This is a genomic window from Paraburkholderia podalyriae (genome assembly GCF_014397785.1).
GTDB classification, from domain to species: Bacteria; Pseudomonadota; Gammaproteobacteria; order Burkholderiales; family Burkholderiaceae; genus Paraburkholderia; species Paraburkholderia podalyriae.
Map to the genome: position 1 here is coordinate 393,837 of NZ_VZQQ01000001.1, position 19,457 is coordinate 413,293.

A 19,457-nucleotide genomic window follows, 5' to 3' on the forward strand; every position below is an offset into this window, starting at 1 on the left:
GCGACGGGAACCGAACCGATGAGCAGCAAGGACAAAGACCGCGCAATCGTCGTCAAGCGCAGCGCGCCGAAAAAGTCCGGTCATCACGGCGGCGCGTGGAAGCTCGCATACGCGGACTTCATGACCGCGATGATGGCGTTCTTCCTGCTGATGTGGCTGCTGAGTTCGGCCTCCACCGTGCAGCTGAAAGGCATCGCCGACTACTTCAACCAGCCGCTGAAGATCACGCTGTGGGGCGGCGATCGCAGCGCCGAAGACTCGAGCATCCTGAAGGGCGGCGGGCGCGACATCTCGACCGACGCGCAGGGCGTGACCCGCTCGACCGACGGCAGCAGCAGCCGCGCCGAGCGCACCGCGTCGCACAACGACGACGACTCGGTGAAGCAGCTGCAAGGCGCGCTCGAACGTCAGGAACAGGTGCGTCTGCACGACCTGCAGGTCAAGCTGATGGCCGCGATCGAGGCGAACCCGGTGCTGCGCCAGTTCAAGCAGCAGATCCGCATCGACTCGACGCTGACCGGCCTGCGCATCGAAATCGTCGACTCGCAGAAGCGGCCGATGTTCGCGACCGCGCGCGACGTCGTCGAGCCGTACATGCGCGACATTCTGCGCGAGATCGGCCATACGCTGAACGACGTGCCGAACCGCATCATCGTGCAGGGCCACACCGACGCCGTGCCGTACGCGGGCGGCGAGAAGGGCTATAGCAACTGGGAGCTGTCGGCCGATCGCGCGAACGCGTCGCGTCGCGAGCTGGTCGCGGGCGGCATGGACGAAGCGAAGGTGATGCGCGTGCTCGGTCTCGCGTCGACGCAGAACCTGAACAAGGCGGACCCGCTCGATCCGGAGAACCGCCGTATCAGCATCATCGTGTTGAACAGGAAGTCCGAGGAGGCGCTCGATCACGACGACTCCACGACGACGACCCTGTCGGACGACGCAGCCGGCTCGAAGCCGCTGCTGCAAAAACTTGCGCAGCCGATGTCGGTTGCACCGAAGTTGCCGGCGGCGGCGCCGTCGGCCCAGTAACAGTAACCGTAACAGACGGCGGCCGCCGGGCCGCGGCCCAGTGTTAAGCGCAGCGAGGTTTTCATGATCAGGCACATCCTGGCAATCGACGATTCGGCATCGATGCGGCAGATCCTCGCCGCGACGCTGACGGGCGCCGGCTATGAAGTCACGCTCGCGGCGGATGGCAACGAAGGGCTCGAAAACGCGCTCGCGATGGCGTTCGATCTCGTGTTGACCGACCAGCACATGCCGGGCAAGACCGGTCTCGATCTGATCACCGCGCTGCGCGGAAATCCGGCCTATCAGGCGACGCCCATCCTCGTCCTCACGACGGAATCGGGCGAACCCTTCAAAGAGGCGGCGCGCGCGGCGGGCGCAACCGGCTGGATCGAAAAGCCGCTCGACCCGGACATGCTGACCGAGCTGGTGGCGGCGCTCGCCGAACCGGACCCGGCCTGATACGCGTAATCAACACCTTTAGACACAGTACAGATAGCTTCCGACGCGCCTCTACGGCAGCTCGCGCCAGACAGACAGGCACTCTCGCGGTGAACCAGGCATGACACTCGACATCACACAGTTCTATCAGACGTTCTTCGACGAAGCGGACGAACTGCTCGCGCAAATGGAGCAGTTGCTGCTCAATCTCGACGTGGCCCGCCCGGACCCCGAAGACCTCGCGGCGATCTTTCGCGCCGCGCATTCGATCAAGGGCGGCGCGGCGACGTTCGGCTTCACCGCGCTCACCGAGACCACGCACATTCTCGAGTCGCTGCTCGATCGCGCGCGCAACAACGAGCTGGTGCTGCGCAAGGACATGATCGACACGTTCCTCGAAACCAAGGACGTGCTGTCCGGCCAGCTCGCCGACTATCGCGCGAGCGCCGAGCCCGATGCGGCGGTGGCGCGCGCGATCTGCGCGAAGCTCGAACAACTGCACGCGGAAAGCCGCATGGGCGGCGCGCCGGCGCAGGCCCCGGCAATGGCGATCGCTGAAACCGCGCCGGCCGCGAGCGCATCGGCGCCCGCAGCCACGCAGGCAGCGGCAACCCAGACAACGGCAGTACAGGAGTCAGGCAGTATCCCGCCCGAGCACGTCGTCGAACAGGCGGTGCAGGTGGCGGGCGAATGGACGGACGGCGAACCGGCACAGACCGGGCAGGCCGCGGGCACGGCCGACAGCGCCGGCCCTCATCTGAAAATTACGCTACGGGGCGTGGGAGAGAAAGACCAGGAACTGCTGGCCGAAGAGCTTGGCAACCTGGGCAATATCGTCGGGCAGCTCAAGAGCGGCAGCGATCTGACGCTGTGGCTTTCGAGCGACGTACCCTCCGACGACATCATCGCCGTGTGCTGCTTCGTGATCGACGAAAGTCAGATCACGATCGGCCGTGGCACCGCGCCGGCGGACGACGCGCAGCAGGGCGAACCTGGAACGCCCGACGCTGCCGCTGCGCCGCCGGCGCAAACCGTGCATGTCGCGCCCGCTGCTCCGGCAGCGCACGCGCATGCGGTCAATCACGCGGAGCAGGCGGCATCGTCGGCCCCGGCGGCCTACATCGCTGCCCCCGCAAGCGCGCCCAGTCACGCGGACAGCGTCGAGCCGCCGCCGGCGGCACCCGCCGCGGCTCGGGCGGCAGCCAAACCGGCTCCGGCCGCGGCTGCCGACCAGGACCGCAAGGCGGCCCGTCCGGCCGCCGCGGCGGCCGGCGGGGAAGGCAGCTCGATTCGCGTCGGCGTCGAGAAGGTCGATCAGCTGATCAACCTGGTCGGCGAACTGGTGATCACGCAAGCGATGCTCGCGGAGACCACCAGCACGTTCGATCCGGCGCTGCATGACCGGCTGTTCAACGGCATGGCGCAACTCGAGCGCAACGCGCGCGATCTGCAGGAAGCGGTGATGTCGATCCGCATGATGCCGATGGATTACGTGTTCAGCCGCTTCCCGCGTCTGGTGCGCGATCTCGCGGCGAAACTCGGCAAGGAGGTCGAACTCGTCACCTTCGGTCAGGCGACCGAACTCGACAAGAGCCTCATCGAACGGATCATCGATCCGTTGACGCACCTCGTGCGCAACAGTCTCGACCACGGCATCGAAACCGTCGAGGCGCGGCGCGCGGCGGGCAAGGACTCGACCGGTCAGCTGGTGCTGTCGGCGGCGCACCACGGCGGCAACATCGTCATCGAGGTCAGCGACGACGGCGCGGGCTTGCGCCGCGACAAGATTCTCGCGAAGGCGGAGAAGCAAGGCATGCAGGTCAGCGACACGATGAGCGACGAGGAAGTCTGGAACCTGATCTTCCTGCCGGGCTTCTCGACCGCCGAGCAGGTCACCGACGTGTCCGGCCGCGGCGTCGGCATGGACGTGGTGAAGCGCAACATCCAGTCGATGGGCGGTCACGTCGAGATCACGTCGCACGCGGGCAAGGGCAGCACCACGCGCATCGTGCTGCCGCTCACGCTCGCGATTCTCGACGGCATGTCGGTCAAGGTCGGCAGCGAGATCTTCATCCTGCCGCTGAACTTCGTGATGGAGTCGCTGCAGCCGCGAGCCGAAGACATCTACACGGTCGCCAACGGCGAGCGCGTGGTGCGCGTGCGCGGTGAATACCTGCCGCTCGTTGCGCTGCACGGGGTGTTCAACGTGCAGGACGCGAAGCAGGAGCCGACTCAGGGCATCGTCACGATCATGCAAACCGAGGGGCGGCGCTTCGCGATGCTGATCGACGAACTCGTCGGCCAGCAGCAGGTGGTCGTGAAGAATCTGGAAACGAATTACCGCAAGGTGCATGGCATTTCCGCGGCGACCATTCTGGGCGACGGCAGCGTCGCGCTGATCGTGGACGTCGCGGCGCTGAACCGCGAAACGCGTCATGCGCATGGGCATGCGCATCAGGCGATGAGCCTCGCGTAACGCATGCAGCAATCGCGGCAATGACAGACATCGCAACACCACTTCAACTCAATTTATCCCAACCGTTTGGGGGCTAACGTGGCAGAAGTCCAATCCATCAATTCGAGCGTCGCAAACGCGAGCGGTACGAATGGCCGCCGCGACGCGCAGGCGGACGCCGGCGGTCAGGAATTCCTCGTCTTCACGCTGGGCGCGGAAGAGTACGGCATCGACATCCTGAAGGTGCAGGAAATCCGCGGCTACGACAACGTGACGCGCATCGCCAACGCGCCCGAGTTCATCAAGGGCGTGATCAACCTGCGCGGCATCATCGTGCCGATCGTCGACATGCGCATCAAGTTCCATCTGGGCCGCGTCGAGTACGACCATCAGACCGTCGTGATCATCCTCAACGTCGCGCATCGCGTGGTCGGCATGGTCGTCGACGGCGTGTCGGACGTGCTGACGCTCGCGGTCGACCAGATCATGCCGGCGCCGGAGTTCGGCGCGACATTGACCACCGAGTACCTGACCGGTCTCGGCACGGTCGACGGCCGTATGTTGATCCTGATGGACATCGAGAAGCTGATGACCAGCTCCGAAATGGCGCTGACCGAGGCGCTCGGCGTCTGAGCGCAGGCAGTAGCGGAACACAGCACAAGGAGCATCAAAATGCTGAGCAGGTGGTCGATCCGCACGTCGCTGACGGTGATGGGGATTCTTCTGGTGACGCTGACCGTGGTGGTCGGCGCGCTCGCGTTGAACGCGCTGAATCGCGCGAGCGGCTCGCTCGATCGTATCGCGCGCGGCGAGCTGGTCGCGATTCATGCGCTCGACGATGCGTCGGCGTATCTGTTGCGCTCGCGCATCGCGATCAATCGCTTCAACACGCTGACGGCCGCCGGCAACGCGGATGAAGCGAAAAAGGTACTCGATCGCGCGCAGGAGTTGCTCGGCAAGGGCAACCAGAGCTGGCAGACCTATCTCGATACCCCGAAGCACGGCGTCGAGCAGGCCTTGCTCGACGATGTGCTCGCGAAACATACGACGGTGATGCACGACGGCGTCGACGTCGAATTCGCCGCGTTGAACGCGAACAATCTGGACGCGTATCACGCGGTCGCGGACACGAAGATCAGCCCGATGTTCATCGCCTACGACGCGGCTGCCGCCGCGGTCGTCAAGGCGCTGCAGCAGAGCGTGACCGAGCAGCAGACGAGCGCGCAGTCGAACGCATCGCTGATGATCACGCTGATCAGCGTGATCACGGCGCTCGCGCTGCTGGTGGTGATCGGCATCCGTTTCGCGCTGCGCGGCCTGATCGTGCAGCCGCTGAACGACGCGACCGCGTGCTTCGAGCGGATCGCCGCCGGCGATCTGTCCGGCACGGTCGAGGTTTTCAGCGGCAACGAAATCGGCCGCCTGTTCGCGGGCATCAAGCGGATGCAGGAAAGTCTCGCGACGATGGTGCGCGCGCTCCATAGCGGCACCGAATCGATCGACACCGGCGCGCGCGAAATCGCGATGGGCAACACCGATCTGTCGCAGCGCACCGAGCAGCAGGCCGCGTCGCTGCAGGAAACCGCGTCGAGCATGGATCAGCTGACCGGCACGGTGCGGCAGAACACCGAGAACGCGCGCCAGGCGAGCCAGCTCGCCGTCAACGCGTCGGACATCGCGACGCGCGGCGGTGACGTGGTGAGCCAGGTCGTCACGACGATGCAGGAGATCGCGACCAGTTCGAACAAGGTCGTCGATATCATCGGCGTGATCGAGGGCATCGCGTTCCAGACCAACATTCTCGCGCTGAACGCGGCGGTCGAAGCCGCGCGCGCCGGCGAACAGGGCCGCGGCTTCGCGGTGGTCGCGGGCGAGGTGCGCAGCCTCGCGCAGCGCAGCGCGAGCGCCGCCAAGGAGATCAAGGAGCTGATCGGCGATTCGGCCGACAAGGTGAAGAGCGGCTCCGAACTGGTCGGCCGCGCGGGCACGACGATGGACGAAATCGTGCAGGCGGTGCGTCGCGTGACCGACATCATGGGCGAGATCAGCGCGGCGTCGGAAGAGCAGTCGGGCGGCATCGAGCAGGTCAATCGCGCGGTCGTGCAAATGGATTCGGTCACGCAGCAGAACGCGGCGCTGGTCGAACAGGCGGCCGCCGCGGCGGCGTCGCTCGAAGATCAGACGCGGCAATTGCAGGCGGTGCTGGGCGGCTGGAAGGTGGCCGGCACACCGGCGCGTCAGAGCGCCCCGGCGACGCGTGCGCCGACCCCCGCCACGAAGTTCGCCAAACCCGCGCCGAAAGCGTCCGCCGCGAGCAATGGAACGAAGGCGACCGCGGCGGCCGCGACGGCCCCGGCCCAGCACGACGCAGCCGCACGCGTCGAACCGGCATTGAAGCCCAGACCGGCCGCAGCCGTGGCTCGCGCCACGACCGACACGCCCACCCACGCCGCTGCGGCGAGCGCGGCGAAGGCAAGCTCGGACGCGGATTGGGAAACGTTTTAGGCAATGGCAGAGTGACATGTGGTCAACCGGTATCGCGCCCGCGGATGGGCGAAGCATCGAAGCACGCGCATTACGCGTGTCGCGAGCCGGCCGTATGTCGATGGCACTCGCGGGAGGGCGCGACCTCGCGAAGGCAATTCCTGGCCCCCAGGCAGTCCGGCTGGGTGGCGAGCGTGATGGCTCATATCGCAGATGGGAATTTTCATGATGGCAACGCGCGCACCACAACGCCCCGTCCGGGTGGCACCTGACCGCACTGAGCCGGCCAGGTCCGTCGAGACGGGACGCGATTTCGAATTCACGGCGGCGGATTTCGCCCGCATCCGCGATCTGATTCATCGCGCGGCGGGCATTTCGCTGTCGGAGCACAAGCGCGACATGGCGTATAGCCGCCTCGCGCGCCGCTTGCGCGCGCGCGGCATCGATACGTTTCGCCAGTATCTCGATCTGCTCGAAGCGGAAAACGATCCGGCCGAGTGGGAAGCGTTCACCAATGCACTGACCACCAACCTGACCGCGTTTTTCCGCGAAGCCCATCACTTTCCGATCCTTGCCGAGTTCGCGCCGCGACGCCCGCAACCGGTGTCCGTGTGGTGCTCGGCGGCATCGACGGGCGAGGAGCCGTACTCGATCGCGATGACGCTGATCGAAGCGCTCGGCGACAGCGGCGCGCGCCAGGCGTCGGTGCTCGCGACCGATATTGACACCCAGGTGCTCGCGAAGGCCGAGGCCGGCGTGTACCAGTTCGACCAGGTCAAGCATCTGTCACCCGAGCGGCTCAAGCGCTTCTTCCTGAAAGGCACGGGCGCGCATGCGGGGATGGTCAAGGTGCGTCCCGAAGTGCGCGCGCTGGTGCGCTTCGAGCAACTGAACCTGACCGATCGCGATTACCAGTTGCGCACGCAGTTCGACGCGATCTTCTGCCGCAACGTGATGATCTATTTCGACAAACCGACGCAGGCGCAGGTGCTCACGCGCTTCGAGCCGCTGATGAAGTCGGGCGGTCTGCTGTTCGCCGGCCATTCGGAAAACTTCACGTACGTGACGCAGGCGTTCCGGCTGCGCGGGCAGACCGTCTACGAACTGACACGCGACGCGGGCGGCGCTCGCGCGCCGTCGCGCGCCAACGCGCATGACGCGCATCAATCGAGCGGGGTGGCCGCATGAGCAGCACGCTGCCGATTGCATCGAACCTGTATTACGACAACCACTTCGAGCGCCCTGGCGTGAAGCTGTTGCCCAACGAGTTCTACACGACGAGCGAAGACATGGTGCTCGTGACCGTGCTCGGCTCGTGCGTCGCGGCCTGCATCCAGGACCGCACCGCGGGCATCGGCGGCATGAATCACTTCATGCTGCCCGACGACGGCGCCGACGTCGCGCAGGCCGCGTCGGACTCGATGCGCTACGGCGCGTATGCGATGGAAGTGCTGATCAACGAACTGATCAAGGCGGGCGGGCGGCGCGAGCGCTTCGAGGCCAAGGTGTTCGGCGGCGGCGCGGTGCTCGCGGGCATGACCACGATGAACATCGGCGATCGCAATTCGGAGTTCGTGCGCCGCTATCTGGCCACTGAAAAGATCCGCATCGTCGCCGAGGACCTGCAGGGCTCGCATCCGCGCAAGGTCGCGTTCATGCCGCGCACCGGTCAGGTGATGGTGAAGAAATTGCGCTTGCAACAGGAAGCGGGCGTCGCCGAGCGCGAACAGGCGCTCGTGCGGCAAAGCGCCGAAGCGCGCGCCGAGCGGCTCGCCGCGGCGCGCCAACGGGTCGAGCTGTTCGCGAAGCCGGCCGCCGCGCGGCCGAGAATCGAACTGTTCGGCGCGAGCCCGCGCCCGACTCATTCCAACAACGCCAGAACCACAGAGGAGGCGTGAGCGCTGTGCAAAAGATCAACGTATTGTGCGTCGACGATTCGGCGCTGATCCGCAGCCTGATGACCGAGATCATCAATGGGCAGCCGGACATGACGGTGGTGGCGACGGCGCCCGACCCGCTCGTGGCGCGCGATCTCATCAAGCAGCACAACCCGGACGTGTTGACGCTCGACGTCGAAATGCCGCGCATGGACGGCCTCGACTTTCTCGAGAAGCTGATGCGCCTGCGGCCGATGCCGGTCGTGATGGTGTCGTCGCTGACCGAGCGCGGCAACGAAATCACGCTGCGCGCGCTCGAACTCGGCGCGGTCGATTTCGTGACCAAGCCGAAGGTCGGCATTCGCGACGGCATGCTCGACTATGCGGAAAAGCTCGCCGACAAGATTCGCGCGGCAGCCCGCGCGCGCGTGCGCCAGGCCGGGCCCGCGCAGCAGGCGGCCGCGCAGGCCGCGCAGACGCCGGTCGGCTCGGCGCCGCTCTTCAACAACCCGCTGCTGAGTACCGAGAAGCTCGTCATCGTCGGCGCATCGACGGGCGGCACCGAAGCGATCCGCGAAGTGCTGGTGCCGCTGCCGCCCGATGCGCCCGCGGTGTTGATCGCGCAGCACATGCCGCCGGGCTTTACGAAATCTTTCGCGCAACGCCTCAATGGTTTGTGTCGGATTACCGTTAAAGAAGCAGAGCACGGCGAGCGCGTGCTGCCGGGGCACGCGTACATCGCGCCGGGCCACGCGCATCTGTTGCTCGCGAGAAGCGGCGCCAACTATATTGCGCATTTGTCCGACGACCCGCCGGTGAACCGGCATCGTCCGTCGGTCGATGTGCTGTTCCGCTCGGCCGCGCAGCATGCGGGCAAGAACGCGGTCGGCGTGATACTGACCGGCATGGGGCGCGACGGCGCGGCCGGTCTGCTGGAGATGAAAAAGGCCGGCGCCTACACGCTGGCGCAGGACGAAGCGAGTTGCATCGTGTTCGGCATGCCGCGCGAGGCGATCGCGCTCGGCGCGGCCGACGAAATCGCCGCGCTGCCGGACATGAGCCGGCGCGTGATGGCACGTTTGTCGTCGATGGGTGACCGCGTTCAGCGGGTATGATGCGTGCCGGATGGAGTGACGCGGTCGAACGCCGCTACATGGATCAAGCAAAGGGAAAGAAATGGATAAGGGAATGAAGATTCTGGTGGTTGACGATTTTCCGACGATGCGCCGGATCGTCCGCAACCTGCTGAAGGAACTGGGCTACTCGAACGTCGACGAAGCGGAAGACGGCGCGGCCGGTCTCGCGCGTCTGCGCAGCGGCAGCTACGAGTTCGTGATCTCGGACTGGAACATGCCGAACCTCGACGGTCTCGCGATGCTGAAGGAAATCCGCGCCGACGCGAACCTGACGCACCTGCCGGTGCTGATGGTGACGGCCGAGTCGAAGAAGGAAAACATCATCGCGGCGGCGCAGGCCGGCGCGAGCGGTTACGTCGTCAAGCCGTTCACGGCCGCGACGCTCGACGAGAAGCTCAATAAGATTCTCGAGAAGATGGCGAAAGCCGGGAGCTGACGTGACGCCGCCGACCCAAACGCCTGGCGCCGAAACGGGCCACGACAGCGGCGACTTCGCGTCGGACCGCATCCTCGCGCGCATCGGCCAACTGACGCGCACGCTGCGCGATTCGATGCGCGAGCTCGGACTCGACAAGCACGTCGAGCGGGCGGCCGAAGCCGTGCCCGATGCGCGCGATCGTCTGAAGTACATCGCCAACATGACCGAGCAGGCCGCCGAGCGCGTGCTGTCGGCGATCGACATCGCGAAGCCGATCCAGGAGCAGTTGCAGAAAGACGCGGGCACGCTCGACGCGCGCTGGGAGCAGTGGTACGCGGCGCCGATCGAGCGCGAGGAAGTGCGCGCGCTGATGAACGACACGCGCACCTTCCTGCGCGGCGTGCCCGAGGCGACCGGCGCGACCAACTCGCAGCTAATGGAGATCATGCTCGCGCAGGACTTCCAGGATCTGACCGGCCAGGTGATCAAGAAGATCACCGACGTCGTCTATCTGATCGAGCAGCAATTGCTCGGCGTGCTGGTCGAGAACATCGCGCTCGAACGGCGCGAACAGTTCGCGGCGAACGCAGCGGCGCTCGCGGCCGAGGTGTCGTCGACCGGCAGCCCGGAGCATCTGCTCAACGGCCCGCAGATCAATCCGGAAGGCAAGACGGATGTGGTGCAGGATCAATCGCAGGTCGATGATCTGCTCGCGAGCCTCGGCTTCTGATCGACCGATTCGGCCCGGCAGGCGTGCCGGGCTGCTGGCTTCTCCGCGATTCGCGCCAAACACGCGTTCAATGCGCGCCGAATACCCATCTTCCGTCCGGTTTCCTGCTAGTAATAGGCGGGTAAGTCGTGCGCGCGGGCGCACCTTGCGCCGGCTGAAAGAATCCGCAGGCATACTACGAGGTCAAAGCGGTACGGCACCCGGCTAGCGCGACGCCGGGCGGTCGCGCGGTGAGGCGGACCCCTCAGCGTTGCGGCCGCGGCGGTGCCGTATCATCTGCCTATAAGCGGCCGGTTCGCCCAATCGGCGAAGCGTGCCGCGGCTCGGGAGGAGCATCGTCATGTGGAGTCGTATTCGTCGCGCCGGGAGAAACACGGCGCTGGTGTTGCCGTGTTCGTTGTTGGCCCTGACGGCCGCGCAGTCCGCCCATGCGGCGCTGGGCAGCGCGCCGCTTACCCCCCCATCCGACGCCTCGGTGTCGTCCCGCGTGGTGCAGCCCGCCAGCGGCGCGGCGCAAAGTGTCATGCGTTCTGAATCCAGCGCGGCATCGTCGACATCCAACACTTCCACCACGTCCGCTTCCTATACGGTACGCGAGACCACGTTCGGCAACGGCACCGTGGTGCGCGAATATCTGAGCACGAGCGGCGCGGTATTCGGCATTTCGTGGCATGGTCCGCAAATGCCCGATCTCAGTGATCTGCTCGGCAGTTATTTTCCGCAGTACGTGGCCGGCGTGAAGGCGGTTCGGGCCGCGCGCGGCAATGCGCGGGGGCCGGTCGCCGTCGACGACAGCGAGCTGGTGGTGCGTTCGGGCGGCCACATGGGCGCGTTCAGCGGCGTCGCGTGGCTGCCGTCCGCGCTGCCGGCCGGCGTCAGCGGTTCCGACATCCAGTAACGGCGAGGACCACGATGCGAACCATGCTCACGACCGCGAATATCAAAAGCTGGATGCAGGCCGCGCTTGCCGTGCTGCTCACGGCGACGCTCGTCGCCTGTGGCGGAGGCGGCAATAGTGACAACAATTCAAGCTCCAGCAGTGGCGGCAGCACGTCGAACGGACTGAACGGCGGTTCGCTGCCGGCCAGCCCGACCCAGCAGCCGATCCCCGCGAACGCGTCGAACACCGTGCCGATCACGGTCGGCCACGGCGTTTCGGGTGTCATCAACATTCCGACCGTCAGCGTGAGGATCTGCGCGCCGGGCTCGACCACCAACTGCCAGACGATCGACAATATCCAGGTCGACACAGGCTCGTTTGGCCTGCGCGTGGTCAGCTCGGTGCTCAATTCGACACTGCTCGGCGCACTGCCGGTCAGCACCATCGGCAGCGGCGGCTCCAAACTGGCCGAATGCGCAACCTTCGCGGACGGCTTCACGTGGGGTAGCGTGCGCACTGCGATCGTGACGATTGGCAGCGAAACGACGACGACCAGCATCCCCATCCAGACCATCGGCGACAACGTGAGCACGATGCCCGCGACCGGCTGCGGCAACGGCTCGGCACAGAACACGGCTAGCGATCTCGGCGCGAACGGCATTCTCGGCATCGGCACCGCGCTGAACGATTGCGGCGAGACGTGCGCGAACGCAACGACCGCGGCGACTTACAGCAACTACTTCGCCTGCCCGAACGGCACGTCGTGCGCGCGCACCGCGGTGCAGATTCCGCAACAGATCGCCAATCCGGTCGCGAACTTCCCGCTCGACAACAACGGCGTGATCGTGCAGATGGCACCGGTGTCGGACACAGGGCAGTCGTCGGCGACCGGCACGTTGGTGTTCGGCATCGGCACGCAGGGGAACAACCCGCTTGCCGCGTCGCAGGTATTCACGACCGACAGATTCGGCGACCTGAACAACAGCACCTTCAACGGCAAGACCGTCCAGGCTTTCCTCGATTCCGGCTCGAACGCGTACTTCTTCAGCGATAGCACGCTCACGCTGTGCGCCAGCCAATTCGCGGGCTTCTATTGCCCGTCGTCGGCGCAGACCCGCACGGTCACGCTGGTCGGGTTGAACAAGGTGTCGGCGGCCGCGAGCATCGGCGTCCTGAGTGCGCAGACGCTGTTCGCCACCGGCAGCAACTTCGCGTTCAACACCCTCGCCGGCCAGATCGGCGGCAATGCGAGCTTCGACCTCGGTCTGCCGTTCTTTTACGGCCGCCACGTGTACTACCACCTCGATCAGACCGCGAGCGGCGGTCCCGCGCCTTCCGTCGCCTTCTGACGCCCACGTCGATCGAATGCCGGACGGCTTGCGTGACAGACGCGCGAGCCGTCCGCTCATCCGTCGAAATACCCCCGTTTCTCCGCCCTTATCCGCCGATCGGCGCTTGCGCCGAGCAGGAATAATCGCTCTCACTGGAAAGAGGCGCCGCGCCTCGGCCGACTGGAGAGCTTTGTGGCAGAGGACAGTGACCTCGAAAAAACCGAATCAGCCACCCCTCGGCGCCTGCAGAAGGCGCGCGAGGAAGGGCAGATCGTGCGTTCGCGGGAGCTGTCGACCTTCGCGCTGCTCGCGGCCGGGTTCTACGGCGTGTGGGGCATGTCGGGCAGCATCGGCGAGCATTTGCAGAACATGCTGCGTGCGTCGCTGACGTTCAACCATGCCGGCGCGTTCGACACCAGCCGCATGCTGATCGGCGCGGGCGCCGCGAGCCGCGAAGGATTCTACACGCTGGTGCCGATCCTCGGCTTCACCGGACTTGCCGCGCTGCTCGCGCCGATGGCGCTGGGCGGCTGGCAGCTGTCGGCGAAAGGGTTCGAGCCCAAGTTCAGCCGGCTGAACCCGATCGAGGGCCTCGGCCGCATGTTTTCGATCAACGGGCCGATCCAGCTCGGCATGTCGCTCGCGAAGACGCTGGTCGTGGGACTGATCGGCGGCACGGCGATCTGGAATCGCCATGAGCAATTCCTCGCGCTCGCGACGCAGCCGCTCCACCTCGCGCTCGCCAACTCCGTGCATCTGATCGCGGTGTGCTGCGGCATGACGGTGGCCGGCATGTTCGCGGTGGCCGCGCTCGACGTGCCGTACCAGCTGTGGACGTTCCACAAGAAGCTGCGCATGACGAAGGAAGAAGTGAAGCGAGAGCATCGCGAGAGCGAAGGCGATCCGCACATCAAGGGCAAGATTCGCCAGCAGCAGCGCGCGATCGCGCGGCGCCGCATGATGGCCCTGGTGCCGAAGGCCGACGTGGTCGTGACGAACCCGACGCACTTCGCGGTCGCGCTGCAATACGCGGACGGCGAGATGCGCGCGCCGAAGGTGGTCGCGAAGGGCGTGAACCTCGTGGCCGCGCGGATTCGCGAGATCGCCGCCGAAAACAACGTGCCGCTGCTCGAAGCGCCGCCGCTCGCGCGGGCGCTCTATCACAACGTCGATCTGGATCGCGAGATTCCGGGGCCGCTGTATGGCGCGGTCGCGGAAGTGCTCGCGTGGGTCTATCAGCTGCGCCGCTTCAAGGCTGAAGGCGGCGACGTGCCGGTCGCGCCGACCGAATTCGACGTGCCGCCCGAACTGGACAAGGGCGGCGTATCGGACGAGGACGCCGCCGAGGAAGCCGCCGACACGCTGAACCCGGCTGACGACAAGGCCAACGACCGCGCCAATGACGACCCCGGCAACGACAATAACGGAGCCTCCGCATGAACGTTCGCGCCGGTTTCCTCGCCCGACGGCCGGAAGCGCTAAACAGCACCAACCTGCGCGCCCTCGCCGGGCCGGTGCTGATCTGCATGATCCTCGGCATGATGATTCTGCCGTTGCCGCCGTTCCTGCTCGACTTGCTGTTCACGTTCAACATCGCGCTGTCGGTGATGGTGCTGCTCGTCAGCATGTACACGATGAAGCCGCTCGACTTCGCCGCGTTCCCGAGCGTGCTGCTGTTCTCGACGCTGCTGCGGCTTTCGCTGAACGTCGCGTCGACGCGGGTCGTGCTGCTCGAAGGCCATACCGGACCCGATGCGGCCGGTCAGGTGATCGAGTCGTTCGGCCACTTCCTCGTGGGCGGCAATTTCGCGGTCGGTATCGTCGTCTTCATCATCCTGATGGTGATCAACTTCATGGTGATCACGAAGGGCGCGGGGCGGATCGCCGAGGTGTCCGCGCGCTTCACGCTCGACGCGATGCCCGGCAAGCAGATGGCGATCGACGCCGATCTGAATGCTGGTCTCATCAACGAAGAGCAGGCCCGCAAGCGTCGCGCGGAAGTCTCGCAGGAAGCCGAGTTCTACGGCTCGATGGACGGCGCGAGCAAGTTCGTGCGCGGCGATGCGATCGCCGGTCTCTTGATCATGGTGATCAACATCATCGGCGGGCTGATCGTCGGCATGGTCCAGCACGACATGAGTTTTGCCGCGGCGGGCAAGAACTACACGCTGCTGACGATCGGCGACGGCCTCGTCGCGCAGATTCCGTCGCTGGTGATTTCGACGGCGGCCGGCGTGATCGTGTCGCGCGTCGCAACCAACGAGGACATCGGCACGCAGCTGACCGGGCAGCTGTTCACGAACCCGCGCGTGCTGATGATCACCGGCTGCATCCTCGTGCTGATGGGCCTGATCCCGGGCATGCCGCACTTCGCGTTCCTGATTCTCGGCGCCGGCCTGATCCAGCTCGGCCGCACGATGAAGAAGCGCGCCGAGGAGCGCAAGAACGCGCCGGCGCTCGTCGACGTCGCGCCGGCCGCGCTGACGCCGGTCGAAAACGCCGAGGCGAGCTGGGACGACGTGACGATGATCGACACGCTCGGCCTCGAAGTCGGCTACCGGCTGATTCCGCTCGTCGACAAGAACTCGGACGGCGAGTTGCTGAAGCGGATCAAGAGCATCCGCAAGAAGTTCGCGCAGGAAATCGGCTTCCTGCCGCCGGTCATCCATATCCGCGACAACCTCGAATTGCGACCGAACGGCTATCGCATTGCGCTGAAGGGCGTCGAGGTCGGCGCGGGCGAGGCCTATCCGGGCCAGTGGCTCGCGATCAATCCCGGCCAGGTATCGGCCGCGCTGCCGGGCACGCCGACCCAGGACCCGGCGTTCGGCCTGCCCGCGATCTGGATCGATACGAACCTGCGCGAACAGGCGCAGGTGTACGGCTATACCGTCGTCGATTCGAGCACGGTGGTCGCGACGCACCTGAATCACCTCGTCGTCACGCACGCGTCGGAGCTGCTCGGCCGCCGCGAGGTACAGGCGCTGCTCGAGCGGATGCAGAAGGACACGGCATCGCTCGTCGACGACCTGGTACCGAAGGTGCTGCCGCTCACCACGCTGCAAAAGGTGCTGCAGAACCTGCTCGAAGAAGGCGTGCCGATCCGCGACTTGCGCACGATCCTCGAAGCGCTCGCCGAGCACGCGACCAAGATCACCGACCCGCACGACCTCACCGCCGCGGTGCGGCTCGCGCTGGGTCGCGCGATCACGCAGCAGTGGTTCCCCGGCATCGCCGACATGCAGGTGATGGGCCTCGACGCGAACCTCGAACGGGTGCTGTCGCAGGCGCTATCGACCGGACCGAACCCGGGCCTCGAGCCGGGTCTCGCGAACACGCTGCTCGCCGAAACGCAGAAGGCGATCACGCGTCAGCAGAACCTTGGCCTCGCTCCGGTGCTGCTCGTGCAGCACGCGCTGCGCCCGATGCTCGCGCGCTTCCTGCGCCGCAGCCTGCCGCAACTGAAAGTGCTGTCGTATGCGGAAGTGCCCGATACGCGCAACGTCAAGGTGGTGAATCTGATCGGCGCGCAAGGCTGACGAAGGCCGCTCGCTTGCGGCTGAGGACACCACACAAACCGGCGCTCCAGGGGGCGCCGGTTTTCATTTCCGCTTCGGGTTCCGCATGCCGTTGTGCCGCTGAAACGCCTTTGCCGACCTCGTCAATCGATGTTTCTGACGTGTGTCCATCAAGCGAATTGCCGACCTTTAACGGTCTTTATCCATCGATCGTCGCCCGACGCCTTTCGCAATAATTGATTGCAATGGGACACGGTGTATTGCCGGTCCGCCAGTCCGTATACCTCATCGGGGGTCCAGCTTGAACATTCGTAAATTTGTCGGTGCTACCAGTCGCGATGCGTTGCGTCTCGTTCGCGAAGCACTTGGCTCCGATGCGGTCGTGCTGTCGAATCGCACGATGGACGACGGCAGCGTCGAAATCGTCGCGCTCGCCGATAGCGATCTCGCCGCGATCACACCGAAAGCGCGCGAAGGCGCCGCATCGATGCTCACGCCGCGCGGCTCGCCCGCGGCGCCGATGAATCCGTACGCGAGCGCCATGCCGGATGTGTTTTCGTCGGTGTTCGGCGCGAGCCCGGAAGCGGGTGCTGAAGCGATGCCGCTGATCGCGCCGGCGAATTTTCCGGCGGATTTTCCTGCGAACGCGGCTGCGGATTTTATGGCTAGCCCGGCGCTCAACATGGCCGCGAATGAAGCGCCGTTGGCCGCCGCAAATACCTATCCGTCGACGAGCGGCACGGGCGCCACGACGGCCGCGTCCGCAGCCATCGCGACAGGCGCCGCGCCCGCCGCGAGTCAACCAGCATCCAACGCAGTCACTTCGTTCAACGCACCGGCCACGCCCGCCGCTTCAGCCATACCTTCCGGCGCGAGTGCCCGCGCCGCGGCCGCGCGCCTGTCGAACGACATTCGCGCGGATCTGCTGAAAGCCACAGGGGTGCCGGTATCGCCGGCTGTCGCATCGAGCGCAGCCGCCGCGCCGCGCACGATGGCCGAGTCGAATCCGTGGCTCATCGATCATGCGCGTCGTATCGCGGCTGAGCAGCAGCAACAAAGCGGCGAATACAGCGCCCGTCCCGCCGCGATGACGCCCGCCGTCGCGACCTCCAAGGGTCTCGGCAGCGCGGTCGACGCGCGGCCGGTAGCCGCGCCGCCGGTGATCGATACGCCCGACTGGGCGCGCGAAGCCGCCGAAGTCGCCGCGCGCCGCACCGCGCAGAAGATCGCGCCTGTGCCGTCGGCCACCGACGAAAGCCGCTCGCCGGCCGCCGTCGCCGAGGCGATCAAGGGGCGCATGGAGCAGGTCGTCAAGGACACCGTGATGCACGAACTGTCGTCGATGCGCGACATGATGGAAGAGCACTTCGCGGGTCTGCTGTGGGGCGATCGACAGCGCCGCAACCCCGGAGGCGCCGCGCTCACCAAGCATCTGTTCGCCGCGGGCTTTTCCGCGCAGCTCGTGCAGATGATGGTCGACAACCTGCCCGACGACATCGAAACGATGGACGGCGGCATGGACTGGGTGCGCTCGGTGCTCGAATCGAACCTGCCGGTGATGGAAGACGAAGACGCGCTGATGGAGCGCGGCGGCGTGTTCGCGCTGATGGGTCCGACCGGCGTCGGCAAGACGACCACCACCGCGAAGCTCGCCGCGCGCTGCGTGATGCGCTTCGGCGCAAGCAAGGTGGCGCTGCTGACGACCGACAGCTACCGCATCGGCGGCCATGAACAGCTGCGCATCTTCGGCAAGATTCTCGGCGTCTCGGTGCACGCGGTGAAGGACAGCGCCGATCTGCAACTCGCGCTCTCCGAGCTGCGCAACAAGCACATCGTGCTGATCGACACGATCGGCATGAGCCAGCGCGACCGCCTCGTGTCCGACCAGATCGCGATGCTGTGCCGCGCCGGCCAGCCGGTGCAACGCCTGCTGCTGCTCAACGCGACGAGCCACGGCGACACGTTGAACGAAGTCGTGCAGGCGTATCAGCGCGCGCCGGACCAGCAGCCGCTCGCCGGCTGCATTCTGACCAAGCTCGACGAAGCGACGAACCTGGGCGGTGTGCTCGATACGGTGATCCGCTACAAGCTGCCGGTGCATTACGTATCGACCGGACAGAAGGTGCCGGAGAACCTGTACGTCGCGACGAAAAAATTCCTGATCAAGAGCACCTTCTGCGTTCCGCGCGACAACTCGCCGTTCGTGCCGCACGACGACGACATCCCCGCTTTGCTGTCCTCGCTGTCCGCGCGTTCGACGGCCGAGTTGCACGAGGTTCGCTTTGGATAAATTCGTTTCCGATCAGGCCGAAGGGTTGCGGCGGCTGCTCGCGCGCGGCGGTGCGCGCGTGATCGCGTTGGCCGGTGCGTCGACGGGCGTGGGCAGTACGACCGTGGCGGTCAACCTCGCCGCGGCGCTCGCGCAGCAGGGCAAGGACGTGCTCGTGATCGACGAATGCGTCGGTGACAAATCGGTGAGCGCGATGCTTGGCGGCTTGCGCGGCGCGGGCAACTTCGCGGCGGTGATGCGCGGCGAGACCCCGGTCGATTTCGCTGCGGCGCGTCACGCGCTCGGCTTTTCGGTGCTGTCCGCCTCGCGCAACAACCGCGAGGGCCATACGGAGGCCGAACTCAGCGTGCTGCTCGGCGGCTCGGCCGACATCGTGCTGATCGACGCGCAGCTCGACGACGAAGGGCATCTGTCGCCCCTCGCCAAGCAGGCGCACGACGTGATGATCGTCGCGCGCATGTTGGGCGAGGCGATCACCGACGCGTATGCGTGCATCAAGCGCTTGCACTACGCGCACGCGATCGCGCAGTTGCGCGTGCTCGCGAATCACGTGCAAAGCGCCAACGACGCGCAAGCCGCGTTCGGCAATCTCGCCGGCGTGGCCGGCCGCTACCTGACCGTCGCGTTGGAAAACGCCGGCTGCATTGCGGCCGACGTGCGCATCGCGCGGGCGCTCGAGTTGTCGCGCTGTGTGGTCGACGCGTTTCCGTCGACACCGGCCGCGCGCGACTTCCGCCATCTCGCCGCCGAATTGCAGTACTGGCCGATGCGGCCAGCGATGTCGTCGCAAACGCCCTGGCGGGCGCCTGCGACAGTTACAGCGGCGCACCACGCCGACCAACCGTCCGCGCAGCACGCTTGAAAGGCCCGCACGAAGGACAAGGGGAGC

The 19,457-nt window shown here is 66.1% G+C and carries 16 protein-coding genes; all 16 read left to right on the forward strand.

Annotation, left to right across the window (positions count from 1 at the left end):
* The first annotated feature begins 18 nt into the window (after positions 1 to 18).
* The 16 genes from motB to F6X42_RS01815 all read left to right on the forward strand — a co-directional run bounded on the left by motB (position 19) and on the right by F6X42_RS01815 (position 19,430).
* Entirely contained in the window at positions 19 to 1,029 is a 1,011-nt protein-coding gene (gene motB, locus F6X42_RS01740; protein WP_187632537.1) for a flagellar motor protein MotB, read from the forward strand.
* A gap of 63 nt (positions 1,030 to 1,092) precedes the next feature.
* Positions 1,093 to 1,470, forward strand: coding sequence for a response regulator (locus F6X42_RS01745; RefSeq protein WP_018418789.1), 378 nt, complete (start codon positions 1,093 to 1,095; stop codon positions 1,468 to 1,470).
* A 100-nt stretch (positions 1,471 to 1,570) separates the two neighbouring features.
* Positions 1,571 to 3,925, forward strand: coding sequence for a chemotaxis protein CheA (gene cheA, locus F6X42_RS01750; protein WP_187632538.1), 2,355 nt, complete (start codon positions 1,571 to 1,573; stop codon positions 3,923 to 3,925).
* Between the two features lie 78 nt (positions 3,926 to 4,003).
* Complete coding sequence (locus tag F6X42_RS01755) at positions 4,004 to 4,537, forward strand: chemotaxis protein CheW (RefSeq protein WP_187632539.1); 534 nt, start codon at positions 4,004 to 4,006, stop codon at positions 4,535 to 4,537.
* Between the two features lie 39 nt (positions 4,538 to 4,576).
* Complete coding sequence (locus F6X42_RS01760) at positions 4,577 to 6,409, forward strand: methyl-accepting chemotaxis protein (protein WP_187632540.1); 1,833 nt, start codon at positions 4,577 to 4,579, stop codon at positions 6,407 to 6,409.
* A 204-nt stretch (positions 6,410 to 6,613) separates the two neighbouring features.
* Positions 6,614 to 7,576 (forward strand): CheR family methyltransferase, encoded by a 963-nt coding sequence (locus F6X42_RS01765; protein ID WP_187632541.1) that lies wholly within the window; start codon positions 6,614 to 6,616, stop codon positions 7,574 to 7,576.
* Complete coding sequence (gene cheD / locus F6X42_RS01770; protein ID WP_187632542.1) at positions 7,573 to 8,286, forward strand: chemoreceptor glutamine deamidase CheD; 714 nt, start codon at positions 7,573 to 7,575, stop codon at positions 8,284 to 8,286. The genes F6X42_RS01765 and cheD overlap by 4 nt, the downstream gene beginning before the upstream one ends.
* A 5-nt stretch (positions 8,287 to 8,291) precedes the next feature.
* Positions 8,292 to 9,380, forward strand: a complete 1,089-nt coding sequence (locus tag F6X42_RS01775; protein WP_187632660.1) for a protein-glutamate methylesterase/protein-glutamine glutaminase — start codon at positions 8,292 to 8,294, stop codon at positions 9,378 to 9,380.
* Positions 9,381 to 9,441: 61 nt separating this feature from the next.
* Entirely contained in the window at positions 9,442 to 9,837 is a 396-nt protein-coding gene (gene cheY, locus F6X42_RS01780; protein WP_129959964.1) for a chemotaxis response regulator CheY, read from the forward strand.
* 1 nt (position 9,838) lies between these two features.
* Positions 9,839 to 10,549 carry a protein phosphatase CheZ gene (cheZ, locus tag F6X42_RS01785; protein WP_187632543.1) on the forward strand — a complete coding sequence of 237 codons (711 nt, stop codon included), beginning with the start codon at positions 9,839 to 9,841 and terminating at the stop codon, positions 10,547 to 10,549.
* A 340-nt stretch (positions 10,550 to 10,889) separates the two neighbouring features.
* Positions 10,890 to 11,447: a DUF2844 domain-containing protein gene (locus F6X42_RS01790; protein ID WP_187632544.1), complete on the forward strand. Its 558-nt coding sequence runs from the start codon at positions 10,890 to 10,892 to the stop codon at positions 11,445 to 11,447.
* A 14-nt stretch (positions 11,448 to 11,461) separates the two neighbouring features.
* Positions 11,462 to 12,778 (forward strand): DUF3443 domain-containing protein, encoded by a 1,317-nt coding sequence (locus tag F6X42_RS01795; RefSeq protein ID WP_187632545.1) that lies wholly within the window; start codon positions 11,462 to 11,464, stop codon positions 12,776 to 12,778.
* A 174-nt stretch (positions 12,779 to 12,952) separates the two neighbouring features.
* Entirely contained in the window at positions 12,953 to 14,200 is a 1,248-nt protein-coding gene (gene flhB, locus F6X42_RS01800; RefSeq protein ID WP_187632546.1) for a flagellar biosynthesis protein FlhB, read from the forward strand.
* The gene (flhA, locus tag F6X42_RS01805) at positions 14,197 to 16,299 is read left to right on the forward strand and encodes a flagellar biosynthesis protein FlhA (protein WP_187632547.1); all 2,103 of its coding nucleotides are present in this window, start codon (positions 14,197 to 14,199) and stop codon (positions 16,297 to 16,299) included. Before flhB ends, flhA begins: the two co-directional genes overlap by 4 nt.
* Positions 16,300 to 16,579: 280 nt before the next feature.
* Positions 16,580 to 18,568 (forward strand): flagellar biosynthesis GTPase FlhF, encoded by a 1,989-nt coding sequence (gene flhF, locus F6X42_RS01810; protein WP_187632548.1) that lies wholly within the window; start codon positions 16,580 to 16,582, stop codon positions 18,566 to 18,568.
* Positions 18,561 to 19,430, forward strand: coding sequence for a MinD/ParA family ATP-binding protein (locus F6X42_RS01815; RefSeq protein WP_187632549.1), 870 nt, complete (start codon positions 18,561 to 18,563; stop codon positions 19,428 to 19,430). Before flhF ends, F6X42_RS01815 begins: the two co-directional genes overlap by 8 nt.
* Positions 19,431 to 19,457: the final 27 nt, after the last annotated feature.